This is a genomic window from Candidatus Avedoeria danica, assembly GCA_016703025.1.
GTDB lineage: Bacteria > Chloroflexota > Anaerolineae > Epilineales > Epilineaceae > Avedoeria > Avedoeria danica.
Window position 1 is genome coordinate 1,714,255 of record JADJCV010000004.1, and the last position, 22,747, is coordinate 1,737,001.

General features: G+C 63.1%; 12 protein-coding genes and 3 pseudogenes. 12 read left to right on the top strand and 3 right to left on the bottom strand.

What is annotated here, in order from left to right; translation table 11 throughout:
- Positions 1 to 19 precede the first annotated feature (19 nt).
- The 6 genes from IPG72_10275 to IPG72_10300 all read left to right on the top strand — a co-directional run bounded on the left by IPG72_10275 (position 20) and on the right by IPG72_10300 (position 9,293).
- Entirely contained in the window at positions 20 to 1,570 is a 1,551-nt protein-coding gene (locus IPG72_10275) for a hypothetical protein (GenBank protein MBK6769370.1), read from the top strand.
- 14 nt (positions 1,571 to 1,584) lie between these two features.
- Positions 1,585 to 2,205 (top strand): DoxX family protein, encoded by a 621-nt coding sequence (locus IPG72_10280; GenBank protein MBK6769371.1) that lies wholly within the window; start codon positions 1,585 to 1,587, stop codon positions 2,203 to 2,205.
- Between the two features lie 371 nt (positions 2,206 to 2,576).
- Positions 2,577 to 3,986, top strand: coding sequence for a hypothetical protein (locus tag IPG72_10285; GenBank protein MBK6769372.1), 1,410 nt, complete (start codon positions 2,577 to 2,579; stop codon positions 3,984 to 3,986).
- A 781-nt stretch (positions 3,987 to 4,767) separates the two neighbouring features.
- Positions 4,768 to 5,955: a CHAT domain-containing protein gene (locus IPG72_10290; GenBank protein MBK6769373.1), complete on the top strand. Its 1,188-nt coding sequence runs from the start codon at positions 4,768 to 4,770 to the stop codon at positions 5,953 to 5,955.
- 929 nt (positions 5,956 to 6,884) lie between these two features.
- Positions 6,885 to 8,531, top strand: a complete 1,647-nt coding sequence (locus IPG72_10295; GenBank protein ID MBK6769374.1) for an AAA family ATPase — start codon at positions 6,885 to 6,887, stop codon at positions 8,529 to 8,531.
- Between the two features lie 162 nt (positions 8,532 to 8,693).
- The gene (locus tag IPG72_10300) at positions 8,694 to 9,293 is read left to right on the top strand and encodes a hypothetical protein (protein MBK6769375.1); all 600 of its coding nucleotides are present in this window, start codon (positions 8,694 to 8,696) and stop codon (positions 9,291 to 9,293) included.
- A gap of 19 nt (positions 9,294 to 9,312) precedes the next feature.
- On the opposite strand, the gene IPG72_10305 is transcribed toward IPG72_10300, so the two are convergent.
- Complete coding sequence (locus tag IPG72_10305; GenBank protein ID MBK6769376.1) at positions 9,313 to 10,164, bottom strand: hypothetical protein; 852 nt, start codon at positions 10,162 to 10,164, stop codon at positions 9,313 to 9,315.
- A 518-nt stretch (positions 10,165 to 10,682) separates the two neighbouring features.
- Here IPG72_10305 and IPG72_10310 point away from each other — a divergent pair.
- Positions 10,683 to 11,609, top strand: coding sequence for a tyrosine-type recombinase/integrase (locus IPG72_10310; protein MBK6769377.1), 927 nt, complete (start codon positions 10,683 to 10,685; stop codon positions 11,607 to 11,609).
- Between the two features lie 502 nt (positions 11,610 to 12,111).
- Here the strand turns inward: IPG72_10310 and IPG72_10315 are convergent.
- Complete coding sequence (locus IPG72_10315) at positions 12,112 to 13,920, bottom strand: hypothetical protein (GenBank protein ID MBK6769378.1); 1,809 nt, start codon at positions 13,918 to 13,920, stop codon at positions 12,112 to 12,114.
- Between the two features lie 542 nt (positions 13,921 to 14,462).
- Positions 14,463 to 15,018 (bottom strand): annotated as a pseudogene (locus IPG72_10320) (recombinase family protein).
- A 612-nt stretch (positions 15,019 to 15,630) separates the two neighbouring features.
- On the opposite strand from IPG72_10320, the gene IPG72_10325 reads away from it, so the two are divergent.
- From IPG72_10325 to IPG72_10345, 5 genes and pseudogenes are all read left to right on the top strand, one after another.
- Entirely contained in the window at positions 15,631 to 16,332 is a 702-nt protein-coding gene (locus IPG72_10325; GenBank protein ID MBK6769379.1) for a hypothetical protein, read from the top strand.
- Positions 16,250 to 16,792, top strand: a complete 543-nt coding sequence (locus tag IPG72_10330) for a site-specific integrase (GenBank protein ID MBK6769380.1) — start codon at positions 16,250 to 16,252, stop codon at positions 16,790 to 16,792. The genes IPG72_10325 and IPG72_10330 overlap by 83 nt, the downstream gene beginning before the upstream one ends.
- Positions 16,789 to 18,238: pseudogene (locus IPG72_10335) on the top strand (DDE-type integrase/transposase/recombinase). Before IPG72_10330 ends, IPG72_10335 begins: the two are co-directional and overlap by 4 nt.
- A pseudogene (locus IPG72_10340) lies at positions 18,235 to 19,033 on the top strand (AAA family ATPase). Before IPG72_10335 ends, IPG72_10340 begins: the two co-directional pseudogenes overlap by 4 nt.
- A gap of 661 nt (positions 19,034 to 19,694) precedes the next feature.
- On the top strand, positions 19,695 to 22,682 hold the full coding sequence (locus IPG72_10345) for a hypothetical protein (protein MBK6769381.1): 2,988 nt from the start codon (positions 19,695 to 19,697) through the stop codon (positions 22,680 to 22,682).
- Positions 22,683 to 22,747 lie beyond the last annotated feature (65 nt).

The following is a 22,747-nucleotide window of genomic DNA, read 5'->3' on the forward strand; positions in this document are numbered from 1 at the left end:
CACGGCCATCGGCACAACGATGCCCACGCCAACGGGCACGTTGACCGCGGTCGGCTCGGCCACGCCATCCGCGACGCGCACGGGCACGGCCGGCACGCCGGTGGCGACGACAACCGCGACCGCGACCGCGCCGCCGACGGTGGTGGTCGACCTCGCATTGCCGTTCGCCAGCCTGCGGCGCTGGCACGATGCCGGCAACGTCGCAACGGGCATCCAGGTGCAGAACCTCGACCCGGCGGCAGCCGCCAACCTGACGGCGCGGTTCATCGACGACGCCGGGGCGGTGGCGGCCACCGTGGCTCGGACGGCCGCGGGCGGCGGGGCGCCGAACTTCTACCTGCCGACGATCTTCCGCGACCTCCCGGTCCCGGACGGCTTGTTCAGCGTCCGCGTGAACGGCAACCGCCCGCTCGGCGCGATCGTCCGGACGGACTGGTTCAGCGTGCGCGGCGCCGGCATCGCGTCCAACCCGGTCACGGGCAGCGACGTCGTCGTCGCCAGCTTCCTCCGCCGCTCGGTCGGCCGCTCGTCGATGGTCGCCGTCCAGAACACCGCTGCCACGACGACGACGGCGACCGTTGTGGTCTACGGCGGCGCGGGCGGCAGCACGCCGCGCGCCACGTTCGCGCTCTCGCTGCCGCCGCACGCCGCCCGACGGGTCTGGGCCGACTTCGAGTCCGCGCTGACGCCGCTCGGTTCGTTCGAAGGCTGGCTGCGGGTGACGTCCTCGCAAGCGCTGTCCGTGCAGGCGTGGGAGGTCGGTTCGATCGCGGCCGGCGCGCCGCTGCCCGTGGCGGCGTTCGAGGGCCAGCCGGCGGCGACCGCAAGCGACCGCCTGGCGGTGGCGCTCTTCCGGTCGGCCCAGCGGGGCGTGCTGAGCACGGACCGGCTGAACACGCGGATCGTCGTCGTGAACCCGGGCGTCGTGCCGGCGACGGTGACCGTGAGCTACGCCGGCAGCGACAACGAGGCGACCTCGGTGGCCTGCCGAAACGGCAGCTTCGCCCACCCGGCCGTCACGCTGCCGCCCGGCGGACGCCACGTCTTCCGCCAGGCGCCCGGCGGCGGGCACTCCATCCCCGCCGACTGCTTCGGCACGGCGCGGGTCCGCACGGCCGCACCGGCGCAGCGTGTCGTGGCGATCGTCTACGACGCCACGAACGACGACGAGCTCCTCTCGGCCTACGACGCCCTGCCCGAATCCGAAGCCGCGCTGCGCGTGGCCCTGCCGCTCTTCCGGCGCCGCCACGTCGGCCTGACGACGGGCATCCAGGTGATGAACGTCAGCACGGCGACAGCCACCGTCCGAATCGAATTCAGCGCCACGAACGCCGCGACGGGCGAGAGCACGCCCATCGGCGGCTGCACGGTCTGCACGCAGTCCGTGCTGCCGAACCAGTCCTACACGTGGTGGCCGCCGAGCATCGGCGGCATCCCGGACAACACGTTCGGTGCTGCGGTCGTCACCGCCGACCGACCGGTCATCGCCCTCGTGAACGACTACCCGACCTCGCCGGACGCCGCGGCGCGAACGGACCCGGCCACTTACCTTGGGCTGTCGGCCCAGTAGAAGGAGTTCAACCGATGCCGACGAACACCCTGTCCCGTGTGGCTCATCGTCAGATCGCCGAGCCGCCGATCGCGCAGTTCCTGTTTTCGGATACCCGACTGGCGCCGCTCTGGACGATCATCCGCCTCTACCTCGGCTACGCATGGCTCACGGCCGGCTGGGGAAAGCTGACGAACCCGGCCGGCGTCTGGGTCGGAGCCAAGTCCGGCACGGCCGTGACCGGCTTCATCCAGGGCGCGCTGACGAAGACCGGCGGCGAACACCCCGATGTCGGCAGCTGGTACGCTGCGTTCCTGGAGCGGATCGCGCTGCCGAACGCGGTGCTGTTCTCCTACCTCGTCACGTACGGTGAGCTTCTCGTCGGCGTGGCGTTGATCCTCGGCCTGCTCACGGGATTCGCGGCTTTCTTCGGCGGGTTCATGAACGCCAGCTTCCTGTTCTCCGGCGCGGTTTCGACGAATCCCGTGCTCCTGCTGCTGGCGATTCTGGTCATCCTGGCATGGCGCGTCGCGGGCTACTGGGGCCTCGATCGCTGGGTGTTGCCGATGCTCGGTGTTCCCGGCATTCCGGGCACGCTCTTCGACCCATCGACGGCGACGGCGATGCCGCCGTTGCCGCCGATCCGGCCGACGTGACGGACGGGTCGGCGCCGGATGGACGGCGATCGGGCTCGTGATCGCGCTCGGTCTTGGGATCATGATCGCCGTCGCCAACCGTGGGACCACGGGGAACATTCAGATCGATCCGACGCCGCCGGCGTAAGGGCAGGGGCAACATCGTCGGGCATTACGACGGGCATCGGGGGTATGCGGAGGGTTGATGCGCCGAAGTTGACACGCCCACGTCGGCGCAACGTCGCCCCTGCGCGCAGGGGCGACGGCACGGTCTTGACGGCGTTGCCCCACCCCCGCTTGCCGTATACACTCCCGCCAATCCGTTCGCCGGTGCTCCGCAGCCTCGATCGCTGTGCGAGCCTGCCGTGCGGCACCGTGGATGGGAGCCCCGCATGCCCAAGCACCCCATGCCCGACGTCATCGTCCTCCTGCCCGGGGTCATGGGCAGCGTCCTGAAGAAGGACGGCAAGAGCGCCTGGGGCTTCGACGCCGGCAGCATCACGCGGGCGCTCTTCACGCGGGGCGATTCGATCGCCGAAGGCCTGCTGCTCGGCGGCGACGATCCGGCGCGGGAGACGCTCGACGATGGTGTGACGGCCACAGGGCTGCTGCCCGATCTGCACCTCCTGCCCGGCTTCTGGAAGATCGACGGCTACGGGCACGTGGCGGACGTGATCCAGACGGTGTTCGACGTGCAGGAAGGCGAGAACTTCTTCCGCTTCCCGTACGACTGGCGGCGCGACAACCGCGCCTCCGCCCGCAAGCTCCAGCGCGCGAGCCGAGACTGGCTGACGGCCTACCGGCGCACGAGCCCGCAGGCCAAGCTGATCCTGGTGGCCCACTCGATGGGCGGCCTCGTGTCGCGCTACTTCCTCGAGGTGCTGGAGGGGTGGAAGGACACGAAGGCCTTGATCACGTTCGGCACGCCGTACCGCGGCTCGCTGAACGCGCTCGACACGCTGAGCAACGGGATGCACAAGGGCGGGCTCAAGCTGGATGCGCTGACCGGGCTCGCCCGCAGCTGCACCTCGATCTACCAGCTCCTGCCGATCTACAAGGCCTACGACGCCGGCGACGGGACGCTGGTTCGCGTCGGCGAATCCGTCGGCATCCCGAACGTCGATCCGCACCGGGCGAAGGCGGCGCTGGCGTTCCACCGTGAGATCATCGCGGCCGTCGACGCCCACCTGGTGGATCCGGCGTACATGCGGGACCGCTACCGCATCTTCCCGATCGTCGGGACGACGCAGTCCACGCTCCAGTCCGGCCGCCTGACGAACGGCACGGTCGTGCTGGCGCCGTCGCACGACGGGCAGGACCATAGCGGCGACGGCACCGTGCCCCGTGTGGCCGCCGTGCCGCACGAGGACGGCCCGGCCGACAGCGCGATGTACGCGGCGATGAAGCACGGCTCGCTGCAGAACACGAACGCGGTGCTCCAACACCTCGAGGGCGCGATCACGTCCCTCTACATCGACCTCGGCAAGTTCCTCGCCCCCGACCGCCGCGCGCAGCTCTCGCTCAGCCTGGACGACGTCTACTTCGACGACGAGCCCGTCGTCATCGGTGTCGACGCCGGCATCGATCGGCTCCAGCTCGTCGCGACGGCGGTCGATGCGACGACCGGGGCGACGGTGGCCACGCAGCCGATGCGCGACGGCCGCGACGGGACGTACTCGGCGCAGTGCGGTCCGCTGCCGGAGGGCTCGTATCGGATCCACGTGCGGAGCGACGAAGCCGCGAACCGGGACGATGTGATCCCGATCGCCGACGCGTTCGGCGTCAGCCCGCGGGTGTCGTGATGGCGCAGCCCCTCGACCTCGACGCCGTCGCCCGCCGCGCCCAGCGGAGATCCTCGTGCTCTCGGCCGACCAGACCGTCGCGAGCGCGCTTCGGGCGATTCGCACCACGGGGGCCGTCTGGGTCGTCGTCGTCCGCGAGGAGGACTGGGAGCCGCGTCCATACTTGTATGCCTACCGCCCCGACGAGCTCGTGCGCATCGTCGTGGCATACGGCCCCGACACGTTGTCCCTGCGCGCGGCGCTCAACCTGCAGGAGAAGAAGGCGAGTGCCGTCGGGACGGAAGGCGAGCCCGCGCCGACGCCGAGCGGCACGTCCGGCTCCGAAAGCCGGATCGTGACGGTCGATGCCGAGCGCGTCCCGATCCGGGTGGAGGAAACCGTACAGGAAGGGGCAGTCACGCGGGGTGGGCTGCGGCCGCCGAGGCCCGCAGGGCGGCGGAATGCCGACCGGAGCAGCGATGATCGAGATGCGCCTCGGGACGCGCGCGCCGGCGCCGGTGACGATCGGCACGGAGGAGGACATCGACGTCATCGTCGCGGACCCCGCCGACGCGATCCGCATCCCCGGTTCCGTCACCGCGACCGGATCCGCGACCGAGCCGATCGTCGCGATCCTGACGATCCTCGGCGACGCGGTCACGGTTGTCGGGCCCCACATCCTGCGGCTCGACCCACCGACACGGGGCGCGCCGTCGCAGAGTGCGTTCGTCATCCGCGCTGTCGCGGAGGGCGCGGTGCAGGCGGCGGTGATCTTCCGCCAGGGGGCACCGAGCTGGGTAACATGCGCCACCAGATTCGCGCCACGGCGCACAGCGTACCCGCCGTGCGCGCGGAGGGTGCGGCATCGGGCGCCCAGCGCGCGGCGGGCGACGGCGGGGTGTTGCTCTTGCAGATCGATCCCATCACTTCCGGCGCGTCCGGCACGGACATCCGCTTCCGGTACCGCGTGCACTGCGCGGACCTTGGGCTCGACTTCCAAGAGTTCGAGTCGCCGAAGCTGCTGGCCAGCAACGGGACGCCCGCGGATTCGCTGCGGGCCTACGTCGCCGGCATCTACGACCAGATGACGAACCAGCTCCTGCGCACTCAGGATCAGGTGAATCGCTTCAAGCGCGAAGTCGAAGCCTTCGGCGTGCAGCTGTGCGGGCAACTGTTCCCCGCCGAGCTGACGGAACTGCTCTGGGAGGGGCGGGCGGACATCGCGGCGGTGCGGGTCATGTCGTGGGAGCCCTTCATTCCGTGGGAGCTGATCCGGCTGAAGGACCCGAAGGGACGCGATTCCGACGACCGCTTCCTCGGCCAGTACGGCATGGTCCGCTGGCTCCCCGGCCGCAGCGCCGCGCGGTCCCTGCCGCTCCATGACTGGAGCTTCCTGGCCGCCACCTACCCGAACAACCCCGCCGACAACGTAACCGGCGAGGTCGAGTACTTCACCGCGACGCTTCCCCAGCGCGGGATCCAGCCGGTCCAGGTGGCCTCGACCTACGACGCGTTCGTCGAGGCGCTGGAGAACCCGACGTTCGACGTCCTCCACGTCGCCTGCCACGGCGAGGCCAAGGAAGACAACATCGACAAGGCCGTCCTGGTCATCACGGACGAACTCGTGAACGGCCGAACGCAGAGCGTATCGATCACCGCCGACGTCGTCGCCATGACCGCCCGCTTCGGCGACCGCCAGCCGCTCGTCTTCCTGAACGCCTGCGAGGCCGGCCGCCTGGGCGAAAGCCTGACGGCCTGGGGCGGCTGGCCGAAGCGGCTGATCGATGCGGGCGCGGGGGCTGTGGTCGGCGCGTCGTGGCCGGTGCGAGACGTGGCGTCCAACACGTTTGCGACGGCGTTTTACGATGCGTTGATTGGGGGGAGGACGTTGGCGGAGGCGGCGAGTGCGGCGCGGGGGGCGGCTTCGGGGGTGGGGGATGCGACTTGGTTGGCGTTTAAGGTGTTTGGGGATCCGCATGCGGGGAGGTGATGGTGAGGGGAGGGGAGGGGCTGGGGGAGTGGGCGGTCACGGGTGAAATGGTGGTGCTGTGGGGCATGGTGAAGCGCCCGGGTACAGGAGTACAGGATCCCAGGCTCGATGCAGACGTCCCGGATGATCCGCGTGGGCGGAAGAGGCGGAGTGATGTCTGCGCGTAGAGTCACGAGGTTGCGCAGGGCATTGGGCGGGATTATGATCGACGTCGATGTGTCGCGGGCGGGGTTGTCTGGGGGCCGGGGGGAGTACTCAGCAGATGTGCGATGGGCTTTACGCCTGCGTCTAACTCCGTCTTAGGCGCGGGTTCCACGAGGGCGCGATGAACAACGTTGCGCTGGGTCACGGAATTCGCATCCACCCCGACAAGTGACCGGCCTCCCGAACAGCGGGCCTTTCAGGACGCCTCACGCGGCGACAGTCTTGCAATCCAGCGCCCTACTCACCCATCAGACTTCATCGGGTCGAGAGGGGCAAGCGAAGGTGAATCGTGTCCGAAAGCCTCTATTCATATCGTGTACACGTGGGGCACTATGCATCCGGCGTCGAGTGTCCAAAATGTAAGGCGTATCGAACTTTTCGAATTGAGCGTTATATCGGTGTCGCCAAAGGCCTCCTGAACCTCAGGAAGACGTTCAGGCTGTGGAACGAGGCTAGTGGAGAATGGGTAGGCTATCGATGCGAATTATGCGGATACCTGTGGTGGCACAGTGGTCAACCATTCACCGAGTCTTGGAGCGTGTGGTCCGGCTACACAAATCCTGCAATTAAGAATGCCAAGGACTTGAGCGACCAGCACTAGCAAGATCGCTGACCCTCAAGTCACCAGATCAGTGGATCTCCATCGAAGGCAGCAAGCATGAGGGATTGGCGACCATTCAGATTCCAGGTCATGTGATCATCGCCAACCTCTAGTGGAGCCTGCCGTGGCCGACGTCAAGATAAACATACCTGGGTTCGGCGAGATTGACGGCCACTCGCCGATCGTTATCCTAGGACCGAATGGGTCCGGAAAGACACAGCTTGCGCAAAAGATCGCATCTGACAATCAAGTCAGCGCTATCAGTGCTCAGCGCCGCACTTGGGTCGATGAGGGCCTTCCCGTCCAGGAAGAGCATCAGTTACGCAGCAATATGCAATCGCAACAGAATCGATGGAGGGAACACTCGTGGCAGCCAACAGAAGAGATCAACTTTTTGCTCTCGACACTAATTCAAGACCACACGAACATCCTTACCCGAAGAAACGAGGAAGCAATAGAGGCGGAAACATCGTTGGATCCCGTCCGGGACACCAAACTGATTAGGCTTCAGGACCTCTGGACAAGGTTGTTTCCCAAGCGCAAGCTAGAGATTAGTGGATTCTTCCCGAAAGTCAGACGCCTAGACGCCGACGACGAGATGCCGCTGTACCAGCTTAGGCAGATGAGCGATGGCGAGAGAACTGTGCTATACATGGCGGCCCGGGTGCTAGCAGCACAGGAACAACTAATCCTTGTGGATGAACCCGAGCTGCACATGCACAGCAGGCTGTCAGTGCGGTTTTGGGACGAGGCCGAGAAATTGCGACCCGACTGTAGATTTCTATACATCACTCACGATCTGAACTTCACGATGTCACGTAGGGATGCAACGGTTCTAATAACTCGGCCTGGTGATGTGGCCGAAGCCGTGTTCGCCCAAAATATCCCTTCCTCGATCGCTATGGAGATCCTTGGCGCTGCAACCTTGCCGTTCTACGCCAAGAGAATCTTCTTTTTCGAGGGTGAGCCGGGAAGAGGGTTCGCAAGCGAATTCTTTGCGGCGTGGTTTGATGGCGTTGAGACATTCACAATCCCGTCCGGAAATCGAGCGTCGGTTTTCGCGGCTGTGTCTGGCTTAGCCACGGTAGGGCTCGCGGCAGCAGATGTAATTGGTCTCGTGGATCGTGACTACTACTCTGATTCTGCCCTTAGGGTAAGTGTCAGTGGTGTGACCGTTCTTGATCTTCACGAGATCGAGAGCGTACTGTGTGATCAACAAGTGGTGGCCGCGCTGGCAGAACACCTCGGCAAGGATACAGGATCAGTGTGGCGGTCGTTTCTGGACTGCGTGCGTAAGGAGTACAACGGGCAGAATTTGAGTGCGGTGGTGGCGCAGCGGGTGCGATCGCGTGTACGCGAACTTCTTGATGGCGCCTTTAACGGAGGCCAGATTGCTACTAGTCTCGAGCAGACGTGTTCGAATCACTGCAAGAGTCTCGAGGCACTTGATGTCCCAGCCAAGACATCCGCTATGTTCACGGAGGAATCTCAACGTGTGCAGTCTGCCGTCATCACTGGGGGGGTGGAAATGTTACAGATCCTCCCCGGAAAGCACTTGCTCGGCCTGCTTTCGCGTATACTGGGAATGGCCAACGCGTCGCAGCTCCAATCCCTGGTAATTCGCTCACTCGACATGCGGCACCTTGGGACTAACGATCCTCTCTTCGCGCTCCCGGGGCGAAGATCGAAGCGGCACTCCTGGCCTATCTGCCGGCACGCAGAATATAGTTCCTATCACTCTAGGCCGATAAGTGGTTCATTCAGAGAGTGAATCAAGTTGCGTCAACGGCAAGGACACTCCTTGAACGTCGTAGGTGAGTCTAGCACACCGTACCAGTACCTGGTCACCGATTAGACGCAGGCATTCTGAGGCTAGCCTGGCTCTGTGGGTAGGTACATTAGCTAAGAATCAGCCTGCAATCGAGAGGTACTCGTGCTCTTTCAGAAGTGTATCACTTTGGCCAATCAGTACGTGCAGGCGCAACTCGCGACAGCAACGGCCACGTTGTTTGATGCCGAGGGTGCGAAAGAGATTGTGGCACGGCTTAGGCAACTCGACTGGATTTACGAACATGTCGTAGATCTCGAATCCAAGGAGATTAATGACTATGAACGCACACACGGTGCTCTTCAGGTTGATCAGAACGTAGTGATCGTCTATCTTTCTCAGGATGTCATGGATGATTCTTCTGTGCCATTCACTACGCACGAGGAATTGCGAGTATTCGCTGAAGCATTCTATTACACTGCCCACAGGCTATTGGTGATCCTAACTCAAAATGCGGCGGGACTTCCGCATCTAAGGAGGATCAACGCCAACGGTATTCGCAGGGTCCGTAATAACCTTCTAGAACATGCAAACAAGAAGGGCGGGCGGCCGAGTTATACGTTCTCGGTCTCGAATGCTTCTGGAACACGGTTTCGCCCTTTGGCGCGTGCGGAGGAGCCGGACGCATATCTCGATGAAGGCATTCACGCCAACGCTAAGCAGCTGTGCACTGAGTTGGAGAACCTCCTGATGACGGTCGTATAGCTCCCACATCGGGCCACTGTCAGGCAACCTTATTCAGCAGACCGCTTAACAAGCCCCAAACCACACGCCGCAGTTCGGCCTCACGCGGTGCAAGGTGTGCCTCTGCAATCAGATCCTCTGCTCGGGCACCACCATGACTTATGGAATTTCGGATTCTATGCAATCGTAGACGCTCATCAGTGTGCTCGAAACACTCTATAATCGCACGATCTGCATCGTTCGGGACAAATGTGCGGAGAGCGTGACGAGCCTGAACGGGAAAGCCAGGCGATGCCATTCGATAGGCACGATCGAGTGCTTCCCTGTCGACCTCGCTCCGATCTGGGTTCCAGATCTTCGCGGCCAGCGCACTAATCGCTTCAACACTGGGCTTGGAGAGAGGAACGAGTTCGCAAGCTGCCGCAACCAGACACTCAAAAGCGGTCCAGTAGCTAGTAAATGCCCGCACCGTATCAAGTCGGTAACCCTCTCCGAGGTGGCTGCGAGGTTCTCGCATCCAGTAAAGTGCAGCCTCCACTCGATGTTTTGTCTGCTCTGGCAGTCTATACAGGAGTTCCACAAATGTGGCCGCGTCTGAACCGAATGGCTCCGCGCGAGATCCCTTGATCATGCCGGTGAGCGCGCACCACCACACTATGCCCGACGCTCCCCAGGAGGCAACCGCTTGAGAACCGAGCAATACATTGAGACGACGTATGGCATCGCTGTAATCGCGCACAGAATGGGTCGTGACTGAGATTCGAACACGCAGCACGCAAAGGGCCCGGCCGAATACGGTGGTATTGCGCAACGGTTGGCTATAGACGGTGATTCGCAGCTCCTTGTGTACGAGATCAGAGCCAGGCGGCAAGAAGTCGCCACCAACCAGCACTTCAAGCTCATTGCCCCAATCGGCAGGCCAACGTCGAATGGCCTCGTCGACTTGCGCGAGGGACCATGCAAGTTGCGTTTCACAACCAGCGGCGATGAGTTCGCGTGCGCGCTGTACAAGGATCGGTGTCGTTTTCGTGACGTCAGTTCCATCGCTACGCGACAACACGTTCGAGTTTGCCTCTGTGTAAGGCAGGAGTATCGCTGTCTCCCGAGCCTTGCGGTCAACAGAACCTATTATAGGCGTGTGTAGTTTTGACGGATCAAGGCTGTCGGGCCAGGCCCTGCCCCGAAGCCGTTACCGCCTGCCGCTCGATTGAGTGGCCCTTGAAATCATCTGTCGGGCCTGTTACACTGTGGAGGTGCGTCTAATACTGCATTAGACGCGGCAGGGAGGCGATTCGAGGCTGTTTGCCGTCCACTAAGTGCATCTAGCGGAGTCGTTAGACGCAGGTCTCTTGGAGACCCCGGCGCGAAGGCCAAAGCGCCTTGCCGTTACCCATTGAACCAATACCAACTATGACCACCAGCGACAACGATCAACAGTTCACCGCCCAGACGATGGAGGAGGCCATCCGGCTCTTCTCGGTCGTTGGTATGCCGGCCCGAGGGCTGTCAGCGCGCACGAGAGTCGAGTATGGCAACGATTTGGCGGAGTTCGCCCGGTTCGTTGCGGATCGTGGCCTCTCACAGCTTGGCGAGGTGTCCCTCCGGCACCTTGAGGCATACATGGCCCATCTGGACGGGCGCGGGCTCAAGGCCAGCTCGACGAATCGGAAGGCCCAGACCTTGAAGAGCTTCTTCCGCTTCCTTCACGATCAGAGCGTCCTATCTGAGAACATCGCCGCCCGGCTCGTCCCACCGCGGATCCCGAGGCGCGAGCCTCGGTTCCTCAGTGAGATCGAGTACAAGGAGCTCCTGCGCACCTGCTCCCACAGTCCACGCGACGCGGCGCTCGTGGAGCTTCTCCTGCAGACCGGCATGCGGCTGTCTGAGGTTGCCGGCCTGACGTGGTCTGATGTGGAGCTGCCGGCGAAGGTGACGCCCGAGCCGGACAACGTTGGGCACGCCCGGATCACCCGGAAGGGTGGAAAGGTCGTCCTCGTGCCGCTCAACTACAAGGCCTGTCGGGTGCTCAAGACCTGGAAGGCTACGCGGCACAAGAGGGCTGAGGGGTGTGATGCCGTGTTCGTCTCCAAATACGGCTTGAGGCTCTCCAAGCGGGCGATCCAGGACACGGTGGCCAAGCATCTGGCGGCCGCGAAGATCACCGGCGCCTCCGTTCACAGCCTTCGGCACACGATGGCGACCCACCACATCGCCCGAGGCACCGATCTCAAGACCGTGCAGGAGACCCTGGGGCATGCCGACCTGGCGACCACCGCTCTCTACGTGTCTCTGGCCAAGCAGGCGCAGAAGCGGGCGCTGCAGGAGCATGCACTATGATTTGCCTTCCACCACATCCTCCGGAGCCAACCAGGCTCGGTGACCTTCACACACTACTACTTTCTACGTCCCGCTACGATTCCCATGACGACACTTATCAATAACAGCATAGTACCATGCTCCATGGAGAGGAATAACCCCAGCCTGGCAAACAAGACGGACACCATGACTCCAAGGCCAATTCCCATTAATAGTATGGACCAAAGCAAGAGCCTGGAGATATGTATCCCTTGATTGATTGAGCGCACGATCATTACTCCTTTGTTATTTCCTCAATGGTGATACGTCACCATGGCAAAGTATTTTGATCATGAAGTCCCAAGGAGCAACGTGCTCGCTCACACGTGTGCCTCCTCAGCACGACACAGCACTTCGGGTGGAGGCGACTATGGCATGGGCCAGCTCCTCATATGCCGCTCGGGCAGCCGGCTGAACCATTACTCCAACTGCCCCGTCATCTGTCACGCGGCTCTGACTCCTTCCTGTCCGCTTGCTGGTTATCCTAGGGGCAGGGCGTGGGCGTTGGTACATTGGGGGTAGCGGTAACGAATGCGCAGGCCCATGCAAGTCCACGTGTACATAGCCATCTGCACGATGCGATGTCACCCTGTGTGCAGTTACATTTAACGGTGTCGCATGCCTCATCAAATCCGAGCTCGCAGCCAGGCCAACAGGCTCCGGGTATAGCCCAGCAGCTGCATCGCTGAAACGCCGTAACTTGACCACACACGCCCGCTACCGCAGTCGGCGTTAACACCGGTGTGGGCGTGACTGTCTTTGTTGAGATCGGTGTATTGGTAAGGATCGGCGTCGGGGTACGTGTGCTAGTTGGCGTGGGAGTTAGGGTGCATTCTACCGGATCACACAGCCTAGCAGCACAGGCCGTCAATCCACCAAGACTATTCATCATCTTGGCCGTAATCCACTGTCCATAAAATACCCAACATGCCGCTTGAACCGGGCCAGGTACCCCAAAGGAGCAAACTAGCGCGTATGCGATCCCATATGCCGCCAACTTCCGGAACGCCGATGCGGTTGGGTCCCAGCAGTCCGATATATCGCACGGCGCCCATGGATTGAATGAATCAAAAACGTCGTCCCCGGCGAAAGTCTCCAGTGATGCAAGATCATCGTAAGCAGCAACGATAAGGGGAATAAAATATGCGACCTGATGAGATCCTTCGTCCTCCCAGGAGTATGTGGTTAGCAATCCGCCCACCGAGTACTCGCCACTCATTGATTGTAGTCGTCCGACAACTGATGCAACGCTAATCCCGTCAATAGCGGGTACCTGCTCAAATTCAATACTATCGCTTACATCAAGCTCTGCTGATGTGGTCGCCTCACTTCCAGCAACATACGCATAGGCATTCCATTCATTATAGCCCGTAGATTCTAGTCGGACATGATCACCCGCGATTATGTCATATTGACTGTCGAATATTTCTCCAAGCGCAGCCTCCACATCGACTAAATTATTGCTCGGGACAGTGTATGGCTCAGGCCATGATGGGGTCGGTGTTGCAGGGAAGCCCGGTGGACAGGAGCACTCCTCGACACATTGCCCATATAGTATGTAGTCATCAAGTATGAGGATTATCGTTGCGGCCGTAAGCCCCTGCGCACAAATACCGGAAAAGGGGTCAGGAATGATTCCACAGCCCAGAATAAGGATTCGCATTTCTGTGAATGACGCTGCGGCTGATGAGAAGAACAAACTGGCACACAAATCTTCACACTGGCCGCCTCCACCTACTTCCTCCAGCATTTCCACCATATCGTTCCATTCGATTGAAAATGCCTCTGCGCGATCTCCGTTGGACTCTTCGCTTCCAGATGTACCCCAAGGCAGGAAGGTGTGAGTTGTCACGACACCGTTAACTGTATTAACGCCAACGAAATCTATTCCGATCACATTTTTGACGAAGACACCATTGTCAATATCAGCGGCTGCAATTGCTATAGAGCTTACATAGAATGAGTCGCTCGGGTCCAGTTCGTCTGGCACATCAAGTTCGAACCAATCCGTATATGCGATTGCGGATCCAGATGATGCCTCATGTCCGTCTACAACAAGTATTGGGTATTGCCCTTCGTCTAGCGCGTCTAATTGGATATATGATTTGTTTCTGACAAACTCATATTCTGTTCCCCATAAGTCTATCCACGTGTCGAATAGATCCGGGCCGTACATATCGTGCGCCGAAGCAAGACTTGAATCATGGGTTCGATCCTTGTTGTCAATTGTCAAGGATTGACTGCCGAGTCCGAAAAGAATTCCAACAATAGCGCAAATGGTCACAATGAACACGAATAGTGTTGTCCGTCGCAGATGATTACTGACTGCCTTACTCCTGCTCACCAGTCTGCTCCTTGCTTGGTGTAATATGGTCTGGCCCTGTTCCGACGAGACCCTCATCTCCGGCTCCGACGCCCGGCCCGCCCTATCTATGACGCCCTCTCGATTTTATGTCGAGCGCCGGTCGCTCTGCCCTTCACGTTGTACCCGTCGCAACGCAATCGCCCCCGCCCGGAGCAACTCCGAGACAGGGGCGACGGATCACGCGGCTTGATAGGGCGGCGTCCGAATGTAGCCGGCGCACCGAGGGGCCGTAGGAGACCTTGCAGACCGGACAGCTCGTTCATTGGAGCCTTGATGGGGTGGCTCTGAGCGGCGGAGCAATGTGAGCGGCGACAAGGTACCATATGGGAATACGTATGTCAACCCCTTATTTTCTGCGCGATAGTCGGGTCTCGCTCAGGCTATAGCTGCCGCCCATCGGCTCTTCAAATGGCTTTGGTCGACTTCCGGTCAAGGCAACTGCCTCGCGTCCGTTGGGCACCCCACCTCGATCAGGGTCGCCGACGCAGATACTCATACAGCGTGGGCTTGGAGATTCCCACCAGCTGACAGATCTCCGCGATCGGCCGTTTTCGCTCGTCGTACAGTTGATAGAGGAGCTGAACCTGGGCTTCGCCGAGCTTCTTCAGGCGACCGCTCTGCTTGCCTCGAGCACGCGCAGCCGCCAGGCCAGCCATTGTCCGTTCCCGGATCAGGGTTTCGCTCGAACTCAGCCAGCGCCCCGAAGATCTGAAACACGAGGCGGCCCGCGCTGGTCGTCGTGTCAATGGCCTCCTTCAGGCTCTTGAGTCCGATCCCTCGCTCCTCCATCTGACCGACCACCTCAATCAGATTCTTGAGCGAGCGCCCCAATCGATCCAGCCGCCACACGACCAGCGTGTCGCCCTTTCGAGCAAAGCTGATGGCCTCCGCAAGCCCTGGTCGCTGCGCCACCGCGCCGCTCAGCCGGTCCTCGAATATCCGCTCACACCCAGCCTTGGTGAGGGCATCGACCTGGAGATCGAGATTCTGGTCCTCGGTCGAGACCCGCGCGTAGCCAATTAACATATGTGTGCCATACGATCCCCTGCGACGTCTGAAAAGTCAGTCCGTTGAGATGATTTCTAACTCTAGCAATCTTACTGACTTACCTTACCGCTTGTCAAGTGTGATCTTCCTCGGTATCTGTCGCCTTTTCTGCACCGCTATCTGTCGCCGGTCGGCCATTGTGGACGTAGGCCCGGAGCGATTGTGATGGCAGAGATTGCTTGGCAGTCCGATCCTCTCCAGCCTCGCAGAGCCGACAGTCAGACCGCCATCAGCGGCCTTTGCTCTAGCTTCCCCGCCGCCAGTCCGTCGAATTCGATCCCAGGTGGTTCAACTCCAAATGGCCCCGCATCTCCTCTACCTTGATTGACCACGCACAATCGGCTGCCGTAGCATCCACCCTCTATGTAGCCGAGGAGGTCTGGTCGCGCTTGTGCGACCGCGGATCGCGCTGGAACCAGAACGATGACCGCGTGACAGACGATAAGCGTAGCTAGCAGCAGTTGTGATCGCCCGATCATCGTGGCCTCCGATCTTGGTTAGCGATTGCCCTCAGCGGCCAGTCTATAGCCACCCGGTCCACACGTCAATCCACTTCCCAGAACAGCCCTTCTGTGTAGTATACTGGTCAATATGAAATCCAAGCCACTCGATGACACGGCCAAGGGCAGCGACCGGATCGCCGACAATTCACGTCACGAAAGGGAACGGCCCGATTCCGGGGCCGAAATCGTCGCCGTTCCGGCGCTCGACATCACCGCGATCCCCGATCGCATGAGCGTCTGGATGGAGCGCTACCAGACGTTTGCCGTCGCCGGTAATCGCTCGCCGGCGGTGGCCATCAAGATCGCCTTGCACCTCGGGCGCTTTCGCACGTTCTTCGAGGAAGCCTACGGCCACGACCGGCTTTCCGTCTGCCTGCAGCGCGATGTCACCGCTTGGCAGCGAGCTCTTGTCGCCTTGGGCCTGGCGCCGGCGACCGTCAGCAACCACCTGGCATCGCTCTCGGCCTTCACGTCATGGGTGTACAGCGTGGCGCCCGGCCTGTTTCCGCTGGGGGATCCGACCAAGGGCGTGTCCGAGTTGGGACTGCCGCCGCTGGAACCACGGTCGCTCTCTGAGGCCCAGGTGCGCTCCCCTGAAGAATCTGTGCGACCGACTGCCCAAGCTGGCCCACAAGAGGGGCCGCCGCTGGGCCGCCCAGGAGAGCAGGCCCCATGCGTATCGCCGACCCTGGCGGGATCGGGCGCTCGTGTTCCTACTTCTTTCAACCGGCCTGCGGCGCGAGGAAGTGGTGCGCCTCAACCTCGACCAGGTCGAGCCCCGCACGGCTGAGGCCTTGCGGCGCGCAAAGCGATCCACGATCACAGGGGTGCTGGGCAAGGGCAAGAGTCAGCGCACCGTGTTCCTGTCGGCCGATGCCAGGACGGCTCTTGCCGACTACCTGGAGAAGGAGCGACAAGGCGACGCCAATGAGGCCGCCGACGCACTCTTCCTGAGTGCCCGAGGCCTTGGCGCCCGCCGGGATGACGGTCGCCTGTCGGTGCGGGCGATCAATCGGGTTCTGGAGTACATCGGCCGGCTGCATGACGCCGAGGTGCCTGGGGCCGGCCGGCGAGTGAGTCCGCTGCGGCCACATGATCTGCGGCACACGTTCGCGTTCCTGCTCTCTCGGGCTACGAATGCCGACGCCTACGAGCTCGAACGGCGGCTGGGTCATCGTTCTGGCCGTTACATCAGCCGCTACACCAACCCGCCCGAGGCGGTGGCAGCTGGGTACGTGGAGGACTTGTGAACCTGGCGGAGCTGTCGGAGGCCGAGCGAGAGCAGGCCCTGGCCCGCTTCGCGCTTTTGCGACTCCACCTTGAAGATGGCCTTTCGGCACATCAGACGGCCACCGACGCCAACGTCTCGACGCGCACCGTTCAGCGTTGGGCGCGCTCATATCGAACAATTGGACTGTCCGGACTCGTCCGCAAGCCCCGCTCCGATCAGGGGCATCGGAAATTACCGGACGATCTCGTGCGATTGATCGAGGGCCTCGCGCTGCGGCGGCCGCCTCCAACCGCCGCAACCGTCTGCCGGCAGGCCGCTGAAGTGGCCGAGCAGCAGGGCTGGCCCATTCCCCGCTACAAAACGGTCTACGACATCGTTCGGCACCTCGACCCGGCGCTCACCACCCTCGCCCATGATGGTGACAAGGCCTACGCCGACACCTTCGATCTGATCTACCGGCGAACAGCCGCTCGCCCGAACGAGATCTGGCAGGCGGATCACACCCTCCTGGACATCTGGGTGCTGGATCAACGGGACCGCCCAGCTCAGCCGTGGCTCACGATCGTCATGGATGACTTCAGTCGAGCCGTCGCCGGCTACGCGTTGAACCTCGGCGCCCCCGTCAGCGGTCAACACGGCGCTGGCGCTACGCCAGGCGATCTGGCGCAAGGGGCATCCGCATTGGCACATCTGCGGCATCCCCGACATCTTCTATACGGATCACGGCAGCGACTTCACGTCGCGTCATCTGGAACAGGTGGCCGCCGACCTCAAGATGCGGCTCGTGTTCTCCACCGTCGCCGTCCCCCGGGGCCGTGGCAAGATCGAGCGCTTCTTCGAGACCGTCAACCAGCTCCTGCTGTGTCAACTGCCCGGCTACGCACCGGCCGGCACACCGCAGCCGACACCGACTTTGAGCCTCTCCGATCTCGATGAGCGCGTGGGCCGGTTCGTCGCCGACGACTATCACCAGCGGCCGCACGGCGAGACCGGGGAACGCCCTCAGGAACGATGGTTGAACGGCGCCTTCATACCTCGCCTGCCTGCGACCCTGGAAGAGCTTGACCTCCTGCTGTTGACCGTCGCCACCGCGCGGCAGGTGCACCCGGACGGCATTCACTTCCAGGGCATGCGCTACTTGGACCTGACACTGGCGGCCTACGTCGGGGAGGCAGTGACCATTCGCTACGATCCTCGTGATCTAGGCGAGGTGCGCGTGTTTCACCAGGACCGCTTCCTGTGCCGGGCCGTCTGTGCGGAACTGGCCGGCGAGACGATCTCACTCAAGGATCTCATCCGTGCCCGACGGCAACGGCGCCGCGAACTGAAAGGCACCCTTGCTGAGCGAGAGCGGCACGTGGCTGTGTTCATCCAGAGCCCCAAACCCCTACCGGCGGAGAGAACTGAGGACGAGCCACCGTCGCCCGACGCCCCGCGTCGATTGAAGCGCTACGTGGATGACTGACGTGGAGTCGGGCTTCGTCGCCACCAAGGAGCACCGGCGCTTCGTGGAGTTCTGCGAGGCCTGCCGGCGGCACCGATACATCGGCCTCTGCTACGGCCCTCCCGGTGTGGGCAAGACTCTTTCCGCTCGGACGTACTCCAGCTGGGACGTGTTGGAGCCCTTCCTGTCGCGCTACGTGCTCGGCGATGAGCCGCCAGCGGGAGTCGATGAATGCTTTACCGTCTTCTACACACCCGAGGTCGCCAACTCACCGCGGTCGGTCGATCGCGGCCTTGGCTTGCTCCTCCTTCGGCTTCCTCTGTGCCTCTCCGGAAACCAAGACCGGCGAGTTGTATCCGACCTCCACGGAGCTGGCCGCCAGAGTGCAGCTGGTGATCGTTGATGAAGCTGACCGGCTCAAGATGGCGAGCCTGGAGCACCTGCGGGACACCCTACGATCGGGGTCGCTTTGGCATGATATTGATCGGGATGCCGGGGATGGAGAAGCGTCTGGCCCGCTACGCTCAGCTGTACTCGCGCGTGGGGTTCGTTCATGCCTACCGACCGCTCGGCGCCGAGGAGGTCGGCTTCGTGCTTGGGCGCCATTGGCAGCAGTTGGGGTTGAACGTCTCGGCCGAGGACTTCACCGATGTCGAGGCGATGGCGGCAGTGGTACGCATCACCGGAGGCAACTTCCGGCTGATCCACCGGCTGCTTGCCCAGGTTCAACGCATCCTGGAGATCAATGAGCTGAAGACGGTCACCGGAGAGGTGGTCGAAGCGGCGCGGGAGGGGCTGGTCATCGGGCCGATGTGAGACGAACCAGTGGGACTGGGCGACGGATACCGCTGCTGAAAGGGCGACAGATACCGAGGAAGATCACATGTCAAGGAGCAATCGCTGGAGCGACCGACCATCTCGGCACGAGTTAGAAAAAGGGAGGTTTGTCTTACCGAAACCGGAATGTGTCGCAACCGATCCGGCTGTAAACCCCGACAACCCACCGCCTGAGGACATCGCCTGGATGTCGGTGGTTGGCCGATCGTAAGCGTTCAGGGATCCAGCCGAGGGTAGTGGTTGCCGAGAGGCAGGAGGCGGCGTAAGCTGCAGGGCATGAAGATCGAGATTCTGACTGCCGGTACGCTCTGCGACCTCAAGCGGCGCGAGGAGCTACAAGATCTCTGCGAGTATATGCTGGCGAAGATCAGGCGGCTTGAAGCGCGGATCTAGCACCTCGAGGAGCAACAGCGGCGCAACTCGAGAAACTAATCACTGATCTCGCTCCGCCCGCGCTCGGCCCGGGCACGTGAACAGCGAGCAGTCACGGAGATGCCGTATGCAGTCCAGGTCGCGTTCCCGACTCGACGAGGGGCCACCGACCCCCGCCGATCTGCGCCTGCCAGGGGAAGGTCAACCTCTGACCAAGGACGGAGCGTCGTCCGGTATCTCGAGGGCGACGCAAGTTGGGGTCGGTCTCGTGCTCGTCGCCGTGTTCGGCCGCACCGTGCTCGTCTCCGGTGCCCGCGAAACCACGCTGTCTCCGTCCACCGCATTGTCAGCAGGCGCGGCGGACGGCGACCCCGTGCAGGTCGCATCGCCTCTACCTACCGACACCGTCGACCCCAACCCGCCGACGCCTACACCGATAGGGGGACCGACAGCGCAGATCAAGGCGTATGCGAGCCTCGATGTCGTCGGCGGGCGCGCCGCGGATTGCCCGGGCTGTAATCGCTACATCAGCCCGTACGAACGCGAGGGCTTCGGGCCACGTCCGGTCTGGCCGATGACATTCCGACTGCTCGCCGACGACGGGCGCATCCTGGCCGTCGCCACGTCCGGCCCGGATGGGCCGGTCGCCATTGGGGTGCCGCACGAGCCGGTGAGCTCCGGCTACGTCCTGGAACTTCTCGCACCGCCGGAGGGGTACGACCTCTGTCCGTACAGCCCGAGCGGACGCTGGATCCCGGCCGCGGACCTACGGAGCTCGTGGGACGAGACGTTCATCTTCCGCAACCACTGTCCGCTGGGCACCGAGGGGACGTCGGTGCCGTTGCCGTCGAGCACATTGCGTCCGCCACCGACGTCAACCGTGACGTCGACGACGACGGCCCCGGTCACTGCGGTACCCACCATGGCCACGCCGACGTTCGATCATCGGGTGACGCCGACCCACACCGCCACGGTGACCGCCTCGGCAACGCCCGAGGTTGTCGAGACGACCGTTCCGACGTCGCCACCGACCTCAACGGCCACGTCGACGCCGACGGCCACTTCCACCGCGCTGCCCGTGACACCGGGCACTCCGCTCGCGATCCCGACGGCCGTGCCGGTCGCCGGACCACCGCTGACCGCCGACACAATGGTCCTCCGGAAGGAGGATGACCCAGAGGTCTTCTCTGGCTGCGTGGACGACGTCACCGCCTACGGAGACGGCTACATCCTCTCCTGCAAGCACCTGCTTCAACGCGTCGCGCGCCGCCGGCCGAACGAGCCGCTGCGCGCGGTGTCCGAGCTGCAGGTCGAGGAGGCCAGCGGGTCGAAGGTGGATCGTCTCATCCGGACGGCCGGGCGCGTGTTCGCCCGCAGCTACGATCGGCGCATCCGCGAGCTACTCCCGTCGCCCGGCGACCCCGTCCTCTTCAACACCGACCTGCACGCCGACCACTTGCTCGCTGTCGGCGACGTGCTGGTGGCGATCCAGAACCAGAGCGGCATGTTCGGGGATCGGTTCGCCCTCGTAACGATGGACGCGGAGAGCCTCGAGCGGTTGGGCGATTCGGGCGCTTCCGTCCCCCTATACGCGCCGATCGCCGATGACACGGCGCCTCTCGTCTACAACCGGACGTACGGCGTGCGGCTCGATGTCATCGACCTTGCCGATCCGACGACGCCGCGCTCGGCGGCCTCACACCCGGCGGGCACTCACATCGCGAACTGGTTCGCCAGCCCGTTCTACGCGCACGACGGCCTCGTCTACCTCAGCGTGAACGAGATGGCCGGCGCGACCGCCGTCCGGTGGTGGGCGGAGGTCTACGACTTCACGACCTCACCACCCTCGTTCGTCCGCCGGATCGAACTGTCGGCCGGCCTGCCCGTGCGCCTGCCGGTATCGCCGAGCGCCCAGCGCATGCTCATCGCCGGCGGCATCCTCTTTGCTTCCCCCGGCGGTGGTTGGCTGGCGCGCGTCGACGTCCGCGATATGGATCATCCCATCGCGCTCCCGCCGCTCGCATTTCCCGGCAGCGAGCTCCGACTCGAAAGCATCGATGATCGCGTAATCGTCATCGTCGATGGGGTGCAATTGAACGTCATGCCGCCCGTACGCGACGCAGACCCCGGACTCGATGCGGTATGGAGCCCATGGTGGCCGCCCGATACTGTTGGTTCGATTCAGGTCGTCGGCGACGCAATGGCGATCGGCCAGAACCTGACGGTCAATGACCTGGCGCACTTCGACCACGAGTTCTTCGATATCCGCGACGCTGCCTCGCCCCGGCGGATCGGCCGCCTGCGCACGAACGGGCCGGACGTGCTGGCGGACGCGGCTGGCACGATCATGGCGTTGGCCAACGGCGGGCTCGAAGTGCAGGGATACGAGCGCACGTCGGATGGCTCGCCACACGTCGTCTCCAAGTGGTGCTTGCCCGACGGACCGTGCCCTCCGGTCCCGGAGGCGACGCCTTTCGTGTCGATGGCCGCACGGGAGGCGACGGTCTTCGCCCAGCAGGCCGATGGAACACTCGTCGTGCTCGACTCGGCAAACAAGCCGCTGCCTCGGGAGATTGCACGCATGCACATCGCGGGCCTGAAGGCGGGGCCGATGCGGCAGGTAGGCAACCGGCTCGTGGTCCTGCCAAAGAACGAACCGCCGTTCGTCATGGACGTGACGAGCCCGGCCGCTGTGCGGCCAATAGGACCCCTCCTCGGATTGCCCCCCGGCATCACCTTCGCCGCAGCCGTTGGAACCACGTTGGCCTTGGCGCGCGACGATCGCGTGTACTTCTTGGCAGTGCCGGCGAGCGGCCCGCCGACGGTCGTGTCCCAGCTGCAGCTCCCGACCAAGATCGAGGCCCTCGCGAGCGACGACAACCGCTGGTACGTCAAGCAGCGTGGCACCGACGGCACCGGCATCGGCACCGTCTGGGTTGTGGCTGCGTTGCCTGCCAGCCCGCCCGAGGTCGTTGGCTGGCTACCGCTGCTCGGCTCATGGATGATGGGCGCCCGGGACGGCGTGCTCTACGGCGGCACGATGCTCTTTGGCGGACTCGAGGTTCGCTCGAATCTGCGCCCGGACGATGGATCGACCCCCGTCCCGACGCAAGCGCACACCGCGACCCCGACCGCCACCGATAGCGCCCAGCCCATACCGAGCCGAACCCCCCCATCGACTCTCCGTCCGACCGCCACGCGCGAGCCTAACCAGCGCCTGTGGCTGCCGCTGACTCTTCGACCGCGACCGCGCTAGGCGTCGAGCACGTGACCATGCGTCTCGCGCACACTTTGCTCACGGTCATAAGGGCTGCACCCTTC